Here is an 18,293-nt window from a genome sequence, read left to right on the forward strand (position 1 = left end):
AAATGCCCACCCTACAGCAGCCCTGCATCAAAACACCCGCGTCCAGCCCCAAAGGCCCAGCAGCGCCGCGATCAACAACCAATGCGCCCAATCCACCCATTTCCAGCGCCGCCCGCTTACAAAGCCCGACAGCAAAAGCGGCAGCGAGGCCGCGAGGGGCAAGACCATCCCGCCGCCCGCCTTGGTGATCTGGCTCGCATAGATCGGGAGCGGCCCGTCGTAAATTCCCAGCATGGGCGGGCCGAAATGGGCCGCCGTGCCAAGCGCGGCGAGAACAGCGCAAAACAAGCCCAGCCAACGCGCCGCGCCCTTTGCCGCACCGGTTCGGAAGAGGGCCAGAACGAACAGGATCGGCAGATAGAAAAAGGTTTGCAGGCTCAGGAGCGCCAGCACCACCGGAGAGGGCTGAAAGAACCCGCTCACCGGACCGCCTCGATCGGCCCCTCGGCACGGCCATGGATGAACTGTTGCAGGTAAGGATCGTCCGCTGCATCCATCTCGCCAATCGGGCCTTCCCACTGGATCACCCCGTCATGCAGCATGGCAACCCGGTCGGCGATGGTGCGAACGCTTGTCATGTCATGGGTGATGGTCATGGTGGTGGCGCCCATCTCGGTCACGATCTCGCGGATCAATTCGTTGATGACGCCGGACATGATCGGGTCAAGACCAGTGGTGGGCTCGTCGAAAAAGATGATTTCCGGCTCGGCGGCAATGGCACGGGCCAGCCCCACGCGTTTTTGCATGCCGCCCGAAAGCTCCGCCGGAAACAGATCGGCAGTCTCGGGTTTCAACCCGACGCGGCGCAGCTTTTCAATGGCGATCTCGCGTGCCTCGGGCCTCGGGCGTTTGAGCGCGCCGCGCAGCAGGCGGAACGCCACGTTTTGCCATACGGGCAGCGAGTCAAACAGCGCGCCGCCCTGAAACAGCATTCCAAAGCGGGCAAGGAACGCATCACGGTCGCCTTGATGCACATCGCGTCCGTCCACCTCGATCTGGCCCTTGTCCGGTTCCACCAGCCCCAGCACCGATTTGATCGTCACCGATTTGCCGGTGCCCGAGCCGCCGATGATCACCATCGACTGCCCCTTGGGCACATGCAGGGTCACGCCGCGCAGCACGTGGTTGTTTCCAAAGGATTTATGGACATCGGTGAGTGTGATCATGCCGCGAAAAACACCTCTGTCAGCATATAGTTCGCAGCCAGGATCATCACAGAGGCGGCGACCACAGCGGCCTTGGTCGCGCGACCCACGCCCTGCGCGCCGCGGCCCGAATTCATGCCAAAGAAACAGCCGCAGATCGCGACGATAAAGCCAAAGACCGCACCCTTGATGAGGCCAGACACAACATCCCACAATTCAAGGAAATCGACCGTGTTCTTCAGGTAAGCGGCGGCGTTGAAGTCCAGCCGGTTCACACCGACCAGATAGCCGCCAAAAATGCCGATGGAATCGCCCACACCCACCAGCACCGGCACTGCCAGCGTCGCCGCGACCATACGCGGCACGGTGAGATATTTCATCGGATGGGTGGAAAGCGTGACCAGCGCGTCGATCTGTTCGGTGACTTTCATGGTGCCGATCTCGGCGGCAATACTGGACGCCACCCGCGCCGCCACCATCAGCCCGCCCAGAACGGGACCAAGCTCGCGCACCATGCCGATGGCGACGATGGAGGGCACCGCAAACTCGGCCTGAAAACGCGCGCCGCCGTCGTAGATCTGCAGCGCCAGCGCACCGCCGGTGAACAGCGCTGTCATGCCCACCACCGGTAGCGACAGCCAGCCGATCTGGATCAGCGCATTGCCAAACTCGCGCCAGTAAAACGGCGGGCGCAACAGATGGCTCACCGCCTCAATCGCAAACAGCGCGATCCGCCCGACATAGGCCAGGATCGCCAGTACCGTGCGCCCAAGCGCGGCGAGGGGGGAAAGGACCGCGCTCATCCGCCGCGATAGACCCGGTTGTACCGCGCGCCCAGCGAAGTGAGGATTTCATAGCCGATGGTGCCCGCCCAATCGGCCAGCGTGTCCACCGATTGATGCTGCCCCAGAAGCTCCAGCGTATCCGGCACCTCCGGCGCGTCGGTCACATCGACGCCGATCAGGTCCATGGAAATGCGCCCGGCGATGGGGCAGCGCGTCTCGCCTGAAAAAAGGCTGGCCCTGGGGCCCATGATGCGGTGGATGCCATCCGCATAACCGCCCGCGATGGTGGCCAGACGAATAGGGCGGGTGGCGGTGAAACTGTTGCCGTATCCCACGGTTTCGCCCGGCTCCAGATCGCGGATCTGGATCACCGGAATTTCCAGCGTCACCACCGGCTGCGCGTCCACAAAGGGCAGTCCGCCATAAACCCCGATGCCGGGGCGGGTTACGTCGAAATGATAGTCCGGCCCCAGCAATATGCCGCCGGTCTGGGCGAGCGAGCGGGGCGCGTCGATCCCGTCGGTCATCTCGCGGAAGGCGCGCAGTTGCTGCGGGTTCATCTCGTGATCCGGCTCATCGGCACAGGCCAGATGGCTCATGATCAGCACCGGGTTCTGCGCCAGTGCAATATCGCGCAGCGCCGACCATTCGCCCGGCTCCATGCCCAGCCGGTTCATGCCGCTGTCCAGCTGGATGCCAAAAGGCGCACCGGGCAGCGCCTCGACATGGCGCAGCATCTGGTCGATGGAATTGATCATCGGGGTCAGGGACAGGTCGTTGATCATATCCGTATCGCCCGACATATGGCCGGAAAAGACGCAGATCTCGGGGCCGGGACCCAACGCCTCGCGCAGGCTGGCGCCTTCCTCGGCAATGGCCACGAAAAACCGCCGCGCGCCTTCACGGGACAGCGCCTTGGCCACGCGGGCCGCGCCCAGCCCATAGCCGTCGGCCTTGACCACGGCGGCGGTCTCGCAACCGGTCATGTCATTGAGCGCGCGCCAGTTGCCGCGCAGCGCGTCGAGATCAATGGAAAGCTTTGCCTGTGCCATTCCCGCTTAGTCAGACGCGCGCGCGCGGAGGTCAAGGGGGAAATGGTATGGCGATGCCCCGGAAAGCCCGGTGGGCAGAATTGCCCACCCTACATTGAATGAGGCCGGATGCGTCGCGCGCATCCGGCCTCCTGCCTGTCCTGCCCATCTGCTCAATTATCCGGTCAGAAGTTTTGCTCGCCGCCGCCGCCCTGTTGCCAGGGTTTCACAAGATTGCCGAAGCGGGTGAACTGGCTCTCAAAGGACAGCTCCACCGTACCGATGGGACCATGCCGCTGTTTGCCGATGATCACCTCGGCCTTGCCATGCAGGCGCGACATGGCCTCCTGCCATTCGGCCATCTTGTCCAGTTCGTGATCGCCGGGTTTTTCACGTTCCTTGTAGTATTCTTCGCGGAACACGAACATCACCACGTCGGCGTCCTGTTCAATCGTGCCCGATTCCCGCAGGTCCGAGAGCTGCGGGCGCTTGTCCTCGCGGCTTTCCACCTGGCGCGACAGCTGCGAGAGCGCAATCACCGGGATGTTCAGTTCCTTGGCAATCGCTTTGAGGCCCATGGAAATCTCGCCGATCTCCTGCACCCGGTTGTCGGATGTGCCGCGCACAAGCTGCAGGTAGTCCACGATCAAAAGATCCAGCCCATGGGTCCGCTTGAGCCGCCGCGCGCGGGCCGCGAGTTGGGCAATCGGAATCGCTGCGGTGTCGTCGATGAAGAGCGGGCAGGCTTCCAGCGCCTTGGCGGCCTCGACGAAACGGCGGAACTCGACCTCGTCCATGTCACCCTGGCGGATCTTGTGCGAGGAAACCTCCGAGGCTTCGGCCAGGATCCGGCCTGCCAACTGCTCGGCGCTCATCTCAAGCGAGAAGAAGCCGACCACGCCCCCATCCACCGCGCCCTCGGAGCCGTCGGGTTTCTTGCCGCGCTTGTAGGCCTTGGCCACGTTGAAGGCGATATTGGTCGCCAGCGAGGTCTTGCCCATCGACGGACGCCCGGCAAGGATCAACAGGTCGGACGGGTGAAGGCCGCCCAGCTTGGTGTCCATGTCGATCAGCCCGGTGGACACACCGGCCAGCCCGCCCTCGCGCTGATAGGCGGCATTGGCCACGTTGACCGCATCGGTCACCGCCTTGAGGAAGGAGGTAAAGCCGCCCTCGCTCTGGCCCTGTTCGGCCAGTTTGTAGAGCTGCTGCTCGGCCTCGACGATCTGTTCACGCGGCTCCGAGGCCACATCCATCCGCGACGCCTTGGCGCTGATGTCATGGCCCAGCCGGATCAGGTCGCGGCGCACCGCAAGGTCATAGATCATCTGCGCGTAATCACGCACCGCAAAGGCGGAAATGGCCGCGCCCGCCAGACGCGCCAGATAGGCCGCGCCGCCCAGTTCCTTGAGCCCCTCGTCATCCTCCATGAACGCCTTGAGCGTCACCGGAGATGCGAGGTTGTTCTTGGCAATGCGCGCGGCGGCGATCTCGAAGATGCGGGCATGCACCGGGTCATAGAAATGCTGCGGCCCGATGATCGACGCCACCCGGTCATAGACGTCGTTATTGGTCAGGATCGCACCCAGAAGCTGCTGCTCGGCCTCGGTGGAATGCGGCATCGTGTCTTCGGACTGGATGTCGAGCCCAGTCGCATTGATTGCGGCGATTTCGTTCATGTCCGTCCCTTTGTCGCGCGGCTAATTTGACCGTCGCGCTGTCCCCGCGGCAGGACATAGCAAATGGCCTGCGCCAAGGGCAAATTGTATATCCCTGTGGACAAACTGTGGATGTGGTTCATCCACCGCATATTGGCACAATTCAGAGATTTGCGCCAATATATTGTGCCGCACTCTAGGAAAATTCTCCGCTTGACCTTGGGTCAGGCAGGTTTGTTTTCTTCTTGCCACTTACGCGGGTTTTTCAGGAATGTTTCGACCTCGGCAAGCGTATTGGCACTGAATTTGCCCTGCGCTTTTGCCTCCGCCAGAACGTCCCACCAGGTGCACAGCGCATGCAGGGCAACGCCGTGGTCGCCAAGGGTTTTTTCGGTCTCCGGGAAGATGTCGTAATAGAAGATCACGGCAGTGTTTCCACAGCTGGCCCCGGTCTCGCGGATGGCATCCACAAAGCTCAGTTTCGAGCCGCCATCAGTGGTCAGGTCCTCGACCAGCAACACCCGCTGCCCCTCGGACATCGCACCTTCGATTCGCGCGTTGCGGCCATAGCCCTTGGGCTTCTTGCGCACATAGGTCATGGGCAGCGCCATGCGCTCGGCCACCATTGCGGCGAACGGAATGCCCGCCGTCTCGCCACCGGCGATATTGTCGAACGCCTCGAATCCGGCCTCACGCATCACGGTCACGGTCAGGAAATCCATCAGCGTCGACCGGATGCGCGGGTAAGAGATCAGCTTGCGGCAGTCGATATAGCTGGGCGAGGGCAGGCCGGAGGCGAGGATATAAGGTGCGTCCGTGTTGAAATTCACCGCGCCGATTTCCAGCAGCATACGGGCGGTGAGGCGGGCGATTTCTTCCTTGGCGGGGTAGGTCGAGGGGATCATCGGCATATCTTTCGCTGTGCGGGTTCGCGTTCGGATACTGGATTTGTCCCAGCAAGAGAAGCCCGTGTATCGAATTGCATTCATAGTTGTTCTTCATAAGATGAATGCGGAGGGCGGCATCATGACAGTTGAAATCGATCGCGAGTTGGAAGCCGCCTGCGCGAAAATGCGGCCACACGCGGCGCGGCTTGTTGAGGTGTTGCGCGGAGCAGGTGGTGAGCTCGTGCCCAAGAATGACATCCTGTCCGCGGTCTGGGGCGACATTCATGTGTCAGAAGACTCCTTGTTTCAGGCAGTGCATGGTGCGCGCAGGGCACTGGAAGCGTGCCAGGGGTACAGGATCGAGACCGTCCATGGGCGTGGCTACCGCTGGCATTCACAAGAGAAAGCGGGCCCGTCGCCACTTGAGCAGGCACCGGTGCGCTTTGCCACCAGCCGCGACGGGCTGCGTATTGCCTGGACGGAGTCCGGGGCCGGAATTCCGATCCTGAAATGCCCCAACTGGATTTCGCATATCGGGATGGAGCGGGACAGTTCACTGCATTCGCCATTCCTGCGGGGGCTCAGCCGGATCGGGCGTCTCGTGCGGTTTGATCAGCGTGGCAACGGGCTGTCGGATTGGGACATTTCGCGCTTTTCGGATGAGGATGCGGTGGCGGATATGGAAGCGGTTGTCGAGGCCGCTGAACTGGACCGGTTTTTTCTCTATGGGGCCAGCCAGGGTGTATCGGCCTCATTTGCTTACGCGGCGCGTCACCCGGAACAGGTGCTCGGCATCATCGGGCGAGGTGGATATGTAGTGGGCGCACAGGTTGGCGGAGACCCCGTGCGCCAGAAAAACTACGAGGCGCGATGCGCGGTCGTGCGTGCCGGTTGGGACAGCGACAATGCGGCGACACGGGCATATCTGAGCAATCTCATCATCGCCAATGCGCCCGACTCGGTCCGGGCCTCGTTCGACGCCTTGCAACGGGCCTCTATCGCGCCGGAGCGCATTATGATCTTTATGGACTATTTTGGACGGGTGGATGTGCGCGAGCAAGCAGCGGCCTGTTCGGTGCCGGTGTTGCTGCTGCATGCAGAAGACGATCCGATGGTGCCCGTTGCGGCAGGTCGGCAGATCGCCTCCATGGTTCCTAGGGCAACCCTCGTAACGCTTCCCGGCGCGTCTCACCTGCCGGTGCCGGGCACCGAAGATTTCGAACGCACGCTCGAATGCATCGAATCTTTTGTCTCGGCACATGGCATGGCGCAGGGCGCATCTCAGCAGCGGGCATAAATCCGGCCCCAGAAATTGCGGTTCGGCAAGGGATCGGTGGTGCCGGTCTGTTTCAGGTAGCGCCCGCCAAGCTGGTAGGCCTCGGGTTCGCCAAGCGCGAGGCAGTCCCAACTGGCCGAGGCCCCGGCCTGCCATTGCACGTGATGCACCAACTCATGCAGCAGAATTTCGCGAAACAGCGGATTGTCGGTCGGATGGTCGAACTCTGCCGCGCCGTCCACATATTTTGCTGCCATGATATAGATTGTCCCATGCGGGCCATCGGTCTGGGCAAAAAGCGCGTTGATCCGTTCATCCACCCCGTCATCGGGCATGAGATGCGCCACGTCACTGTAAAACTCGCGGGTCAGCGAATGTGGAGACAGTTGGCGGACGATGGGATGGGGAATGTCGTGCGTTTCGTAATCCGTGTTGTCGCCGATCCAATCCAGCAATGCATCGATAAGTAATTCCATTTTCGCACCCAATTTGTAATCATGAGATCTGCGACCAAGGTCGTAACAAGGGTGTGGTTTTGTCCTGAATTGATGTCTGAAATTGTCTGAAATCCCTTGAAATGCCTGATTTTAAGGCGGGGAGTACGCTAATGGTTGATATTGGACTTGGCCGATCAGCCGATGGTTTTGAAACGGCGCGGAATTCGATCCGCGCCGGATAACGCCCACACAGCGCGGCGGTGTTCGATCATCTGCTGGCCCACCGTGGAAAGGTGGTCTCGAAAGACGATCTGATGGATGCGGTCTGGCCGGATGTCGAGGTCACGGAAAACTCGCTATATCAATGCATCGCCGAGATCAGAAAGCAGCTCGGACCCGAAACGGGGCTGACGCTCAGCAATGTGCCGGGGCGGGGCTATGTGCTTGAGCAGACCGAAGCGACCGAAAGGCCACGGGCGCGGTGGCGGTGGGTGACTGCAGCGGCAGTTGCCGTCGCAACCGCCATGGTGCTGGGGGGATGGCTCGCTGTGTGGAACAATCCCACGGGCGATAACAGCGCACCATCAATTCACATTGAACCATTTGAAAACATGAGTGACAACTCGCACTGGTCACGCCTGGGTCAGGCATTGGCTGCGGATATCGCAGGTCAACTTGCGCTCAACGCATGGCTGGACGTGACATCGAAGCGGACGGCAAGCGCGATTGAGGCCCGCTACGTGTTGTCCGGCGACATTCAGGAACAGGCCAGCGAAATACAGGTTCAGGCCCGCTTGAGCTCCAGCGATACCGGGGTAATCGTCTGGGCGGACAAGTGGCGCGGCGCAGAAAGCGACTGGTTTGACATGCAGGATGCGATTTCCACGGCGGTCAGTGGGGCGTTGGGCGCGGAGTGGAGCGGCGCAATTGCCCGAAGCGACCGAAGCGCGGCGCATCTGCGGGGGACAGACGATCTGGATGCGTATGAACACTTCCTGATCGGCACCGAGTACAAGCACCGGTTTACGCCTGCAGCCTATCTCAAGTCGGCCGAGCATCTCCGCCGAGCCATCGAGATAGACCCTTCGTTTCACAAGGCTTGGTCAACGCTGGCTGTTGTTCATGCTTTGCAGGGCAGCAATGCAAGCACACCATCGGAATTGCGCCCGATCATGGAGGCGCGGATCGCAATCATCGAAGAGGCAATGCGCCTCAAGCCTGACGACCCGCAAACCTTGGTGCAACGTAACTGGCTGGAAGGGCATCGGTGGGATTTCGATCGGGCGGAAAAGGTTATCCGGCGCGCGGTGGAACTGGCCCCGGCCAATGCCGATGTTCTGGCCGAGGCTGCCTGGGTCGGAAATTGGCGCAACGTTTTGGGCGAAAGCTCAGTCGAATGGTCGGATCGGTCGAAAGCGCTGAACGAGACCTGGCCGGAGTGGTAAGCCGTGGGCGCAGGGATTTCACGTTTCAATCTGGGACGCTATGAAGAGGCGGTCACAGCGCTTAGCGAAGCACCGGAATTCATCGAACGTCACCTCTACACAGCTGCTGCACAGGCCCATCTTGGCAATCAAGACGCCGCGGCGGATGCCACTGAGCGTCTGCTTCGGCTGAAAGCCGATTTCAATCTTGCGACCTATGTCATGGCCCGGGCTATTCACTTACCCGAGGTGCGCACGCGGTTGTGGAGCGGGGCCGAACGTGCAGGCGTTCCGCTCAGGCCACCCGCCAATTGAGCGGCAGGCCCGGATCAAACACGGTGACAGTGTGGTCGCCTGCGGGCAGGGTTTTCGGAATTTCCAGCGCGTCGCCCTTGCTCAGCGTGATCGTGTCGTCATTCACCGGCAGGCCGTAAAAGGCCGGACCGTGGAGCGAGGCAAAGCCTTCGAGCTTGTCCAGCGCGCCCGCCTCTTCAAACACATGCGCCAGACAGGACAGCGCGATGGGCGCGGTGAAACAGCCCGCGGCGCAGCATTCGGCCTCTTTGGCGTGGGTCGGGTGCGGGGCCGAGTCGGTGCCGAGGAAATAACGCGGATCGCCCGAAGTGGCGGCGGCCAGAAGCGCCTCGCGGTGTTCGCGGCGTTTCAGGATCGGCAGGCAGTAGTAATGCGGGCGCATGCCGCCCACCAGCATGTCATTGCGGTCGAACATCAGGTGCTGCACGGTGATCGTCGCGCCCAGATCCTCGGGGGCAGAGGCGACGTAGTCTGCGCCGTTCCTGGTGGTGATATGTTCCATAATCACCCGCAGCCCCGGCGTGGTGCGGCGGATCGGGTCGAGCACCCGGTCGATGAACACCGCCTCGCGGTCGAAAATGTCGATCTCGCGGTCGGTGACCTCGCCATGCACACAAAGCGGGCAGCCGATCTCGGCCATGCGCTCCAGCACCGGGCGGACCTTGTCGAAATCCTTGACGCCGCTGGCGGAGTTGGTGGTGGCCCCGGCGGGGTAAAGCTTCACGGACGTGATCAGGCCAGAGTCATGCGCGGCGGCCAGATCGTCGGGATCGGTGTCCTCGGTCAGGTAAAGCGTCATCAGCGGGGTGAAATCCGCGCCCTCGGGCATCGCATCCATGATCCGGTCGCGATAGGCGGCGGCGTCGGCGCTGGTCACCACCGGCGGCACGAGATTGGGCATGATGATCGCGCGAGCGAAATGGCGCGCGGTTTCGGGCAGGACGGCGCGCAGCATTGCGCCATCGCGCAGATGCAGGTGCCAGTCATCGGGGCGGCGGATGGTGAGGCTCTGGGTCATGCCCTGTCGATTACACCAGAGCGCGGGGCAGGGCCAGAGGTGTTCAGCCCGCCTTCTGCGCTTCCATCTGGTCCAGACGGCGCTGGAATTTCGGCGCGTTGTGGCGCGAGACCACAAAGCGGCATAGCTGCTCGGCCATCTCGGTGCGACCGTCGCGGTCCAGCACAGCCAGCAGATTGCGCAGATACGGGGGATGTGCACGGCGCGCGCGCATCAGCCGGGCAAAGCTCTGGGTATCGAGCTTGCCGGTGCCTGCCTTGGCCAGCACCCGGTAGAGCACCGCCATTTCAAGCAGATCGCTCTGCACGGTGTCGCCCAGAAAGGGGGTGGGCAGCATGGTGACATTGTCGGCAGTGAACAGCGCCGCATGCATCGCATCCAATGTCTCCTGCGGGTCATAGATCACAAAGGCGTGGTCGGCCCCTTGCACCATGTCAGGCGCATAGCCGTAGCGCGAGGTGAAATCCATCCGCCGCAGATCGGTAAAGCGATCATCCCAGCCGGCGACGCGCGGGTTCAGCGTGGCTTGCGGCTGGACGGCGACGACGGTGGCACCGGGGGCGGCCACGGAAAACGCGGCGGCGGCATAGCCACAGGGGCCCGCGCCGTAAAAGATGACCTTGTCGAATTCGTCGAAGAACCCGTCATCGGTCAGTTCGTCAAAGAAACGGTAGATGTTTTCGTCGCGGAACCAGGTTTCGCCATCGGAAATCACACCCAGATGCGACCATCCCATCGCCCGCACGAGGTCAAAGCCCAGCGGTTGACCGGCATCGGACAGGGTCTGGATGCCCTGATAGCTCTCGAATGTGACCAGCAGCGTGTCGCCTTCTTCGACAAAGGCAGCGGCGTGTTTCGGGCCGAGACCGGTATAAAACCCTTCTTCCTCGGCAATATCCCTGAGCGCGGCAAACCACTCCGCCTTGGGCAGATCGGCCATCGGCGTGTCAAATGTGTTTGGCGTATCCTGCATCGCGACATCCTCAATCGCCCTTGAACGGGCGGCATTTGGGTCAGGGTATCGGAAGATTTAGGCGAAAATTGGAAACAATCCCGGGCAATCTGGGCAATTTGTCGGCAGGAGGCCCCCGCCGGGGTGGGGCGCGGGCTTGGCATCTGGCCCGCATTGACCGTTCCGGCTGCATCTGCCAAGGATAACCCTCGCGACAAAGGGGCAGGGGAGCCTGGGCCATGAAGGTCATCATTTGCGGTGCCGGTCAGGTGGGGTGGCAGATCGCCCGCCATCTTTCGGGCGAACGCAACGACGTCACGGTGGTGGACAACAACCCCGACCTGGTGCGCCGTGCCACCGATACGCTGGACGTGCAGGGCATTGCGGGCTTCGCCTCTTATCCGGATATCCTTGACAAGGCGGGCGCGCGCGATGCCGACATGATCATCGCCGCCACCTATTCGGACGAGGTCAACATGGTGACCTGTCAGGTGGCGCATTCGGTCTTTGCCATCCCGCGCAAGATCGCGCGGCTGCGCTCGCAATCCTATCTCGATGCGATCTATTCCGACCTGTACCGCCGCGATCACATGCCCATCGACGTGGTGATCAGCCCCGAAAAGGAAGTGGCGGATGCCGCGCTTCAGCGCCTGTCGGCCCCGGCGGCCTTTGACACGGAAAGCTTTCTGGAGGGTCAGGCCCAGTTCCTTGGTCTTCGCCTGACCGAAGACTGCCCGGTGCTGAACACGCCGCTCAGGCAGTTGACGGACCTGTTCTCGACCCTGCGCTCGCTGGTGGTCGCCGTGCGCCGCGAAGGCACGCTGTTTGCGCCCGAGCCGGGGGACCAGCTTTTGGCGGGCGATGATTGTTACATCATGTGCCATGTCGAGGACGTGACCCGCACGATGGAGATTTTTGGCAAGGACCAGCGCAAGCAGGAACGCGTTGTGCTTGTGGGCGGTGGCAATGTCGGCCTGGCCGTGGCCATGGCACTGGAGGGCCGCGCCGACCGCATCCGCGCCAAGGTCATTGAGAAAAGTCGCAAATGCGCCGAACACGCCGCCGACCTACTGGAGCGCACCATCGTGCTCAATGGCGACGGGCTGGACAGTGCCCTGCTGGCCGAGGCGAATATCAGCCGCGCCGACGCGGTGCTGACCGTGACTGACGACGATAAGGTCAACATGCTGGCCGCCGTGCGCGCCAAATCCGAAGGCTGCCCCTATGCCATCGCGCTGATCAATGACCCGACACTGGTGCCGCTGATGGGGCCTTTGGGCATCGACGCCTATATCAATCCGCGCGCCACAACCGTAAGCTCGATCCTGCGCCATATCCGCCATGGCCGGGTGCGTGGCGTCTATTCCGTGGGTGATGCCGAGGGCGAGGTGATCGAGGCCGAGGTGCTGTCGACCAGCCCCATCGCGGGCCAGCGCATCCGCGACATCGACTTTCCCGAGGGCGTGCTGGTGGGCGCGGTCATGCAGGAAGGCGGCAAGGTGGTGCGCCCGACCGGCGGGCTGCGCATCGAAGAGGGCAACGTGATCGTGCTCTTTGCCCTGTCCAAGGATGTGCCAGAGGTGGAGCGCCTTTTGCAGGTCTCCATCGACTTCTTCTGAGCCATGCTGACGCGCCTGCATGACCTGCCGCTTTTTCTGCAGCTTCTGGGGTTGGTTGGCCTGTCGATGCTGGTGCCTGCAGGCCATGCGCTCACCATCGAAAACTTCCATGAGATGCGCAGTTTCTTTTATGCCGGGGTGCTGATCCTCATTCTGGTCAGCCTGATCGGCATTGCCATGTCCAACCGGGTGCATAACCGCTCGGGGCTGCGGCAGTTGCTCGCACTGCTGGGCGCGTTCACCGTGTTGCCGCTGGCCATGGCCGTTCCGTTTTTCGAGGCGCTGCGCACCACATCGTTTCTCAACGCCTATTTTGAAATGGTGTCCAGCTTTACCACCACCGGGGCCACGCTGTTTCCCGCTGAACGGCTGAGTTCCACCCTGCATCTGTGGCGCGCGCTGGTGGGCTGGATGGGGGGGCTGCTCATGTGGATCGCGGCCGCCGCCATCCTTGCCCCGCTGAACCTTGGCGGGTTCGAGGTCACCGCAAGTGCCGAGCCGGGCCGGGGTGAGGCGCGCGTTGCCATGATGGACGGGGCCGACCCCATGACACGGGTGTTGCGCACCTCCTGGCGGCTGATCCCGGTCTATGCGGGGCTGACGCTGGCGCTTTGGGTGACGTTGCTGATCAGCGGAGAAGGGCCGCTCGTGGCCTTCTCACACGCCGCGTCGACCATCGCGACCTCCGGAATCTCTCCGGTGGGCGGGGTACAGAACGGCGCGGCGGGCTTCGTGGGCGAAGTGCTGATCTTCCTGTTCCTGCTGTTTGCGCTTTCGCGCCTGACCTTTTCCAATGACACGGTCACCGGGGCGAGCGGCGATCTGCGCAACGATCCTGAATTCCGCATCGGGCTTTTGCTGGTGGTGATGGTGCCCGGTTTCCTCTTCCTGCGGCATTGGGCTGGGGCGCTGGACGTGGACGAGGTGAACAATTTCTGGGCTGCGCTCAAGGCGCTGTGGGGCAGCATCTTTACGGTGCTGTCCTTCCTGTCCACCACCGGGTTCGAAAGCGCCGACTGGGCCGAGGCGCGCGGTTGGTCGGGGCTCGACAATCCCGGCATGATCCTCCTGGGCCTTGCCATGATCGGCGGCGGGGTTGCGACAACGGCGGGCGGGGTCAAGCTGCTTCGGGTGTTTGCGCTCTATCTCAACGGTATGCGCGAGATCGAGCGTCTGGTGCATCCCTCCTCGGTCGGCAATGCCGGCGCGCTGAGCCGCCGCATCCGCAGGCAGGGGGCATTCGTGGCTTGGATATTCTTCATGCTCTTTGCCATTTCGCTGGCCTCGGTGACGATTGTTCTGGGCGGGCTGGGCGTGGATTTTGACGCGGCGCTGGTGCTGGCGATTTCGGCGCTGTCCACGACCGGGCCGCTGACGGCGGTGGCGCTGGACGCGCCGATCGAGCTGGTCGAGCTGTGGCCCGCAGCCAAGCTGGTCTTTGCCGCCGCCATGGTGCTGGGGCGCCTGGAGACACTGGCCATTATCGCGCTTTTGTCTCCCAACCTGTGGCGCGACTGAGTGACGCCGCGCTGCAGCATTGACTTTTGCTGCAGCGCGGCATAACTTTAGGAAATTAAGGGTGGAAAGTCACTTGCACACGCTACATACTCAGCTCTCAGCGAGGGGGCCGATCCGCGGCAACAGCGTAAGAACAAAGGCAAATTGGTATGGCTTCGGACAGACAGAACCTGCAGGACGCATTCCTGAATCACGTGCGCAAGACCAAGGTTCCGGTGACGGTATTCCTGATCAACGGCGTGAAACTGCAGGGCGTGATCACATGGTTTGACAATTTCTGCGTGCTCTTGCGCCGCGATGGTCAGTCGCAACTTGTCTATAAACATGCGATCTCGACGATCATGCCGGCCCAGCCGATTAATCTTTATGACGGTGAAGACAGCGCTTGAAAGAGCATGACACGCATGTGACCCGTGCCTGGGTCCTGCATCCCGACATCACCAGCGACAAGCATCGTCGGGCGGCAGGTCCGGCGCTTGAAGAAGCCGTGGCTTTGGCCGCAGCCTTGCCCGATCTCGAGGTGATCGGCGCCGATGTGGTGCGCCTCAAATCCGCCCAGCCCGGCAAGCTCTTTGGCAAGGGCAAGATCGAAGAACTGGCCACGCGGTTCAAGGCCGAAGAGGTCGAGCTGGTGCTTGTGGACGGCGCGGTGACCCCGGTTCAGCAACGCAATCTTGAGAAGGAATGGGGCGTGAAGCTCCTCGACCGGACCGGGCTGATCCTGGAGATATTCTCGGACCGTGCCGCCACCCGCGAAGGTGTGTTGCAGGTCGAGATGGCGGCGCTTTCCTATCAGCGCACGCGGCTGGTCCGCGCCTGGACCCACCTTGAGCGCCAGCGCGGCGGGTTGGGCTTTGTCGGCGGTCCCGGCGAAACCCAGATCGAGGCCGACCGGCGTGCCATCGACGACCAGCTTGTGCGCCTGCGCCGTCAATTGGACAAGGTGGTCAAGACCCGCGACCTGCACCGCAAGGCGCGCGCCAAGGTGCCGTTCCCGATTGTCGCGCTGGTGGGCTACACCAACGCTGGGAAATCCACGCTTTTCAATCGGTTGACCGGCGCGGACGTGATGGCCAAGGACATGCTCTTTGCCACGCTGGACCCGACGATGCGGGCGGTAAAGCTTGAGACCGGGCTGGACGTGATCCTGTCCGACACGGTGGGCTTTATCTCGGACCTGCCCACCGAACTGGTCGCCGCCTTCCGCGCCACGCTGGAAGAGGTGCTGGCGGCGGATGTGATCTGCCATGTGCGCGACATTTCCCATGAGGGCACCGAGGAACAGGCCGAGGATGTGCGCGCCATTCTGGATGGTCTGGGTGTGCCGGAGGACACGCCGCAGCTGGAGATCTGGAACAAGATCGACCGCCTGCCGCCCGATGAGCACGAGGCGCTGCTGACCCGCGCCGCGCGCGAAGACGGCATCGTCGCCATGTCGGCAGTGACGGGCGAGGGGATGGCGGAGTTCCTCACTGCGGTCACCCGCGCGCTGGACGCTGAAAAGCACGAAGCGGTGCTCACCCTGCGCTTTGACGAGGGGCGCAAACGCGCCTGGCTGTTTGAAAGGGGCGTGGTGACGGGTGAGGCGCAGACCGAAGAGGGCTTCCGCCTGACGGTGCAATGGACGCGCATGCAGGAGGCGCAGTTCGCGCGGCTTTAGGGTGGGTTGTTAACCCACCACCCCTTTCCGCCAGAAGCGGTGGGCAGAACTGCCCGCCCTACGGGCGCGGCACCAGCGTGGTGACCCCGGTCGCCGCCGCGCGGGCCAGCTCTTCATCCAGCGACATCGGGATATATTCTCCGCGCCGCCACAGGCTGCCCAGATCGTCGTAATGGCGTGACAGGAAATGCCCCGATTGCCCGGTCGCGTTGATGAACACCGAACTATCCGGATCGGCAAAGTCATACACCCCTCGATATCCCGCGCCATGCACGTTCTGAAACGGCGCAGGGTCCGTGCCGCTGGTGCGGCCCCGTTGCAGCGTGTGATCGCCGCCCGAGGTGGACTGGCGGATATTCACGAAATAGCGCAGCACCGGAACCTCCCCCAGCACCGGGTGATCATGGGTCGCCTGATGCGCATCGCCCCAGCGCAGCGCCGCCAGATCGCGGCCGTGGTTTTCCTCCAGCCAGATGATCGCATCCTCCAGCGCCATCCGGGCGATATCCACGCAGGTCTCGACCGGGGAGGACTGGATGATGTCACACCATGCGCTGGCCCCGTCGATATCGCGATAGACCCGCTCGATGAACAGCGGCTCCACATGTTTGAACTCATCCGCCAGCGGCCCAAGGTCATCGCGGATCAGCCGGTCCTGCAACGCGCGTAGCCACGCCGCATAAATCAGCGGCTCGGGCAGATGTTCATTCATCTCGCCGTTCCATTCCGCCAGAAGCGCCAGCGCGCGCTGCCGTTGCCGCTCGATCGTGCCGTCCGGCGCGGCCTCGCCGGTGAACCACAGATCCGCGCCAATCAGCGGCAGGAGCGAGCGCGCGGCAAAGCTCACCGTGTCAAGCTGCGCCTCGACAAAACTGTCGCGCGTATGCACCTGCCGCCCCTGCATGAGCCGCTGCCAGCGCTGCACCCTCTGGCTGTCACCCCAATCGAATGAGACATGTTCCGGGAAGGGGCGGTCCACGGTCTTGTTATTGGTGTTGCCCACGATGCCGCCGTCGGGGCGCAGGAATTCGGGATTGTCGGCAAAGGGCAGGGTGCCCTGCCAGCGGTTCTCGGCCATCCAGCCCTTGGTGGGCAGGCGGCCTTTGCTCTGATGCTGGGCCGACCGGCGCGGCATCGCGCCCACGGTTTTCATGGCGATGCTCTCGCGGTCCACCAGCGTCAGGTTCTGGCTGGGCGCGATATAGCGCGCGCCCGTGGCAATCGCTTCGTCCACGTTCTGCGCGTACATCAGGGCCATGGCGGCGCTCAGGGATGTGTCCTTGTCCGACAGCGCGGTCCAGGCCAGCGCGGCGACGTGACCGGGCGGCGTGATCTCGCCCAGATCATAATGCGATCCGGGCAGCACCGGGCCATTATCCGTCCAGCGCAAGGTGACTGTGACCGGGCTTTCATCCTTGATTTCGATGATCGAGCGGCGCGTCTCGAATGCCTTGAACCCGCCCGGGGTGCGGTATTGCTGCGGGTTCTCGGGGTTGAGCTGTTCGATATAGAGGTCCTGATCGTCGAGATAGGACGAGGTTACGGCCCAGCCGAGATTGGGGGTCTTGCCCGCGGTGACCACGGGCAGGCCCGGAATGGTCCCGCCGATCACCCCGCCCGAGGACAGTTCCAACCGCGCCAGATACCAGGTGGAGGGCGCGGAAAAGCCCAGATGCGGGTCATTGGCCAAAAGCGTCCCGCCCGAGGTCGAGCGCGAGGGCGCGGCGGCCCAGGCGTTCGACGCCCCCGCCAGCCCGCGCGGGGCAAAGGGCGACAGCCTGTCCTGTGATGCGCGGGCAAAGCGCTGGTGGCCCTTTTCGATTTCCGGCACCAGCGCCGCATATTCCGGCAGCGCCGCCACGCCCGCGCCCGGCGCATCGGGCAGGATATCGGCCAGCCGCGCGTCATCCGGCACCATCAGCGAGGTCCGCGCGCGCAGCACTTCCTCGCTCAGATGGCCTGAGAGCTGCACCGCCATGAGCTTGAGAATGGCCAGCGAATCCGCCGGCTGCCAGGGCGCGATGGGCGCGTCGAACAGGAAGAATTCGGGCGCGCCCCGGCCCAGCGCGTCGCGGTTGATCTCGTCCAGCCGCGCATTCACCCCGGCGCTGTAAGCCTTGAGCGCCTCCAGCGTGCGGGCGTCCTGCGAGGCCACGGATTTGACCGCCAGCGGATAGAGATCCAGCCGCCGCATCAGCGTATCTGTGGTGAGCGTGCGCCGCCCGAATTCCTCGGACAGGCGTCCCTGTGCCGTGCGGCGCAGCGTGACCATCTGCCATAGCCGGTCCTGCGCATGGGCATAGCCCAGACCAAAGAACACGTCGGGATCCGACGCGCCGAAGATATGCGGGACATTGGCGTTGTTGCGCACGATCTCGACCGGCGCGCTCAGCCCCGCGACCTCAAGCGTCTTGTCATATTCGGGCAGCGAGCGCGACGCGAGATACCAGACCGCCACAACCCCCAGCGTGACCAGCACCACCAATGCGGTCGCCAGCCGCAGCAGCCATCGAAAAACCAAGCCCATCACTTTCTGCCTTGCCCCTTGTCAACCCGGCCTGCACGGGT

17 protein-coding genes are annotated in these 18,293 nt (G+C 63.0%); 7 read left to right on the forward strand and 10 right to left on the reverse strand.

The genetic code is table 11. The features are described 5' to 3' along the window. Window positions 1–27 precede the first annotated feature (27 nt). From PGB28_RS10020 to PGB28_RS10045, 6 genes are all read right to left on the reverse strand, one after another. A complete protein-coding gene (locus tag PGB28_RS10020) occupies window positions 28–423 on the reverse strand; it encodes a hypothetical protein (RefSeq protein ID WP_271421378.1) in 396 nt (131 codons plus the stop codon). Beyond that, on the reverse strand, window positions 420–1,166 hold the full coding sequence (locus PGB28_RS10025; RefSeq protein ID WP_271421379.1) for an ABC transporter ATP-binding protein: 747 nt from the start codon (window positions 1,164–1,166) through the stop codon (window positions 420–422). Before PGB28_RS10025 ends, PGB28_RS10020 begins: the two co-directional genes overlap by 4 nt. After that, window positions 1,163–1,948: an MlaE family ABC transporter permease gene (locus PGB28_RS10030; RefSeq protein WP_271421380.1), complete on the reverse strand. Its 786-nt coding sequence runs from the start codon at window positions 1,946–1,948 to the stop codon at window positions 1,163–1,165. The genes PGB28_RS10025 and PGB28_RS10030 overlap by 4 nt, the downstream gene beginning before the upstream one ends. Continuing rightward, the gene (gene alr / locus PGB28_RS10035; protein WP_271421381.1) at window positions 1,945–2,982 is read right to left on the reverse strand and encodes an alanine racemase; all 1,038 of its coding nucleotides are present in this window, start codon (window positions 2,980–2,982) and stop codon (window positions 1,945–1,947) included. The genes PGB28_RS10030 and alr overlap by 4 nt, the downstream gene beginning before the upstream one ends. Before the next feature lie 164 nt (window positions 2,983–3,146). Continuing rightward, a complete protein-coding gene (locus PGB28_RS10040) occupies window positions 3,147–4,640 on the reverse strand; it encodes a replicative DNA helicase (protein WP_271421382.1) in 1,494 nt (497 codons plus the stop codon). 203 nt (window positions 4,641–4,843) lie between these two features. Then, window positions 4,844–5,524, reverse strand: a complete 681-nt coding sequence (locus PGB28_RS10045) for an orotate phosphoribosyltransferase (protein WP_271421383.1) — start codon at window positions 5,522–5,524, stop codon at window positions 4,844–4,846. Between the two features lie 121 nt (window positions 5,525–5,645). Between PGB28_RS10045 and PGB28_RS10050 the strand changes: the two genes are divergently transcribed. Further along, window positions 5,646–6,803 carry an alpha/beta fold hydrolase gene (locus PGB28_RS10050; protein WP_271421384.1) on the forward strand — a complete coding sequence of 386 codons (1,158 nt, stop codon included), beginning with the start codon at window positions 5,646–5,648 and terminating at the stop codon, window positions 6,801–6,803. Here PGB28_RS10050 and PGB28_RS10055 read toward each other — a convergent pair. After that, window positions 6,788–7,258, reverse strand: a complete 471-nt coding sequence (locus PGB28_RS10055) for a hypothetical protein (RefSeq protein WP_271421385.1) — start codon at window positions 7,256–7,258, stop codon at window positions 6,788–6,790. The two genes, PGB28_RS10050 and PGB28_RS10055, sit on opposite strands and share 16 nt — an antisense overlap. A gap of 221 nt (window positions 7,259–7,479) precedes the next feature. Here PGB28_RS10055 and PGB28_RS10060 point away from each other — a divergent pair, with 221 nt between their 5' ends. Then, window positions 7,480–8,664, forward strand: coding sequence for a winged helix-turn-helix domain-containing protein (locus PGB28_RS10060; RefSeq protein ID WP_271421386.1), 1,185 nt, complete (start codon window positions 7,480–7,482; stop codon window positions 8,662–8,664). A 3-nt stretch (window positions 8,665–8,667) separates the two neighbouring features. Continuing rightward, on the forward strand, window positions 8,668–8,958 hold the full coding sequence (locus PGB28_RS10065) for a hypothetical protein (protein ID WP_271421387.1): 291 nt from the start codon (window positions 8,668–8,670) through the stop codon (window positions 8,956–8,958). On the opposite strand, the gene pyrC is transcribed toward PGB28_RS10065, so the two are convergent. After that, a complete protein-coding gene (pyrC, locus tag PGB28_RS10070) occupies window positions 8,939–9,976 on the reverse strand; it encodes a dihydroorotase (protein ID WP_271421388.1) in 1,038 nt (345 codons plus the stop codon). The two genes, PGB28_RS10065 and pyrC, sit on opposite strands and share 20 nt — an antisense overlap. A gap of 43 nt (window positions 9,977–10,019) precedes the next feature. Further along, window positions 10,020–10,949: a phosphoadenosine phosphosulfate reductase gene (locus tag PGB28_RS10075; RefSeq protein ID WP_271421389.1), complete on the reverse strand. Its 930-nt coding sequence runs from the start codon at window positions 10,947–10,949 to the stop codon at window positions 10,020–10,022. Window positions 10,950–11,167: 218 nt separating this feature from the next. Here PGB28_RS10075 and trkA point away from each other — a divergent pair, with 218 nt between their 5' ends. The 4 genes from trkA to hflX all read left to right on the forward strand — a co-directional run bounded on the left by trkA (window position 11,168) and on the right by hflX (window position 15,725). After that, complete coding sequence (gene trkA / locus PGB28_RS10080; protein ID WP_271421390.1) at window positions 11,168–12,547, forward strand: Trk system potassium transporter TrkA; 1,380 nt, start codon at window positions 11,168–11,170, stop codon at window positions 12,545–12,547. 3 nt (window positions 12,548–12,550) lie between these two features. Continuing rightward, complete coding sequence (locus PGB28_RS10085; RefSeq protein ID WP_271421391.1) at window positions 12,551–14,065, forward strand: TrkH family potassium uptake protein; 1,515 nt, start codon at window positions 12,551–12,553, stop codon at window positions 14,063–14,065. Between the two features lie 149 nt (window positions 14,066–14,214). Continuing rightward, a complete protein-coding gene (gene hfq / locus PGB28_RS10090; RefSeq protein ID WP_271421392.1) occupies window positions 14,215–14,454 on the forward strand; it encodes an RNA chaperone Hfq in 240 nt (79 codons plus the stop codon). Between the two features lie 17 nt (window positions 14,455–14,471). Further along, window positions 14,472–15,725: a GTPase HflX gene (gene hflX / locus PGB28_RS10095; protein ID WP_271421393.1), complete on the forward strand. Its 1,254-nt coding sequence runs from the start codon at window positions 14,472–14,474 to the stop codon at window positions 15,723–15,725. Between the two features lie 58 nt (window positions 15,726–15,783). On the opposite strand, the gene PGB28_RS10100 is transcribed toward hflX, so the two are convergent. After that, window positions 15,784–18,252: a penicillin acylase family protein gene (locus PGB28_RS10100; RefSeq protein WP_271421394.1), complete on the reverse strand. Its 2,469-nt coding sequence runs from the start codon at window positions 18,250–18,252 to the stop codon at window positions 15,784–15,786. Window positions 18,253–18,293 lie beyond the last annotated feature (41 nt).

The organism is Primorskyibacter aestuariivivens, from assembly GCF_028023675.1.
Lineage (GTDB): Bacteria > Pseudomonadota > Alphaproteobacteria > Rhodobacterales > Rhodobacteraceae > Marinovum > Marinovum aestuariivivens.

Coding starts and splice junctions, on each gene's coding strand:
- PGB28_RS10025 (WP_271421379.1), bottom strand. CDS start 1,166: ATGATCACACTCACCGATGTCCATAAATCCTTTGGAAACAACCACGTG.
- PGB28_RS10030 (WP_271421380.1), bottom strand. CDS start 1,948: ATGAGCGCGGTCCTTTCCCCCCTCGCCGCGCTTGGGCGCACGGTACTG.
- alr (WP_271421381.1), bottom strand. CDS start 2,982: ATGGCACAGGCAAAGCTTTCCATTGATCTCGACGCGCTGCGCGGCAAC.
- PGB28_RS10040 (WP_271421382.1), bottom strand. CDS start 4,640: ATGAACGAAATCGCCGCAATCAATGCGACTGGGCTCGACATCCAGTCC.
- PGB28_RS10045 (WP_271421383.1), bottom strand. CDS start 5,524: ATGATCCCCTCGACCTACCCCGCCAAGGAAGAAATCGCCCGCCTCACC.
- PGB28_RS10050 (WP_271421384.1), top strand. CDS start 5,646: ATGACAGTTGAAATCGATCGCGAGTTGGAAGCCGCCTGCGCGAAAATG.
- PGB28_RS10055 (WP_271421385.1), bottom strand. CDS start 7,258: ATGGAATTACTTATCGATGCATTGCTGGATTGGATCGGCGACAACACG.
- pyrC (WP_271421388.1), bottom strand. CDS start 9,976: ATGACCCAGAGCCTCACCATCCGCCGCCCCGATGACTGGCACCTGCAT.
- PGB28_RS10075 (WP_271421389.1), bottom strand. CDS start 10,949: ATGCAGGATACGCCAAACACATTTGACACGCCGATGGCCGATCTGCCC.
- trkA (WP_271421390.1), top strand. CDS start 11,168: ATGAAGGTCATCATTTGCGGTGCCGGTCAGGTGGGGTGGCAGATCGCC.
- PGB28_RS10085 (WP_271421391.1), top strand. CDS start 12,551: ATGCTGACGCGCCTGCATGACCTGCCGCTTTTTCTGCAGCTTCTGGGG.
- hfq (WP_271421392.1), top strand. CDS start 14,215: ATGGCTTCGGACAGACAGAACCTGCAGGACGCATTCCTGAATCACGTG.
- PGB28_RS10100 (WP_271421394.1), bottom strand. CDS start 18,252: ATGGGCTTGGTTTTTCGATGGCTGCTGCGGCTGGCGACCGCATTGGTG.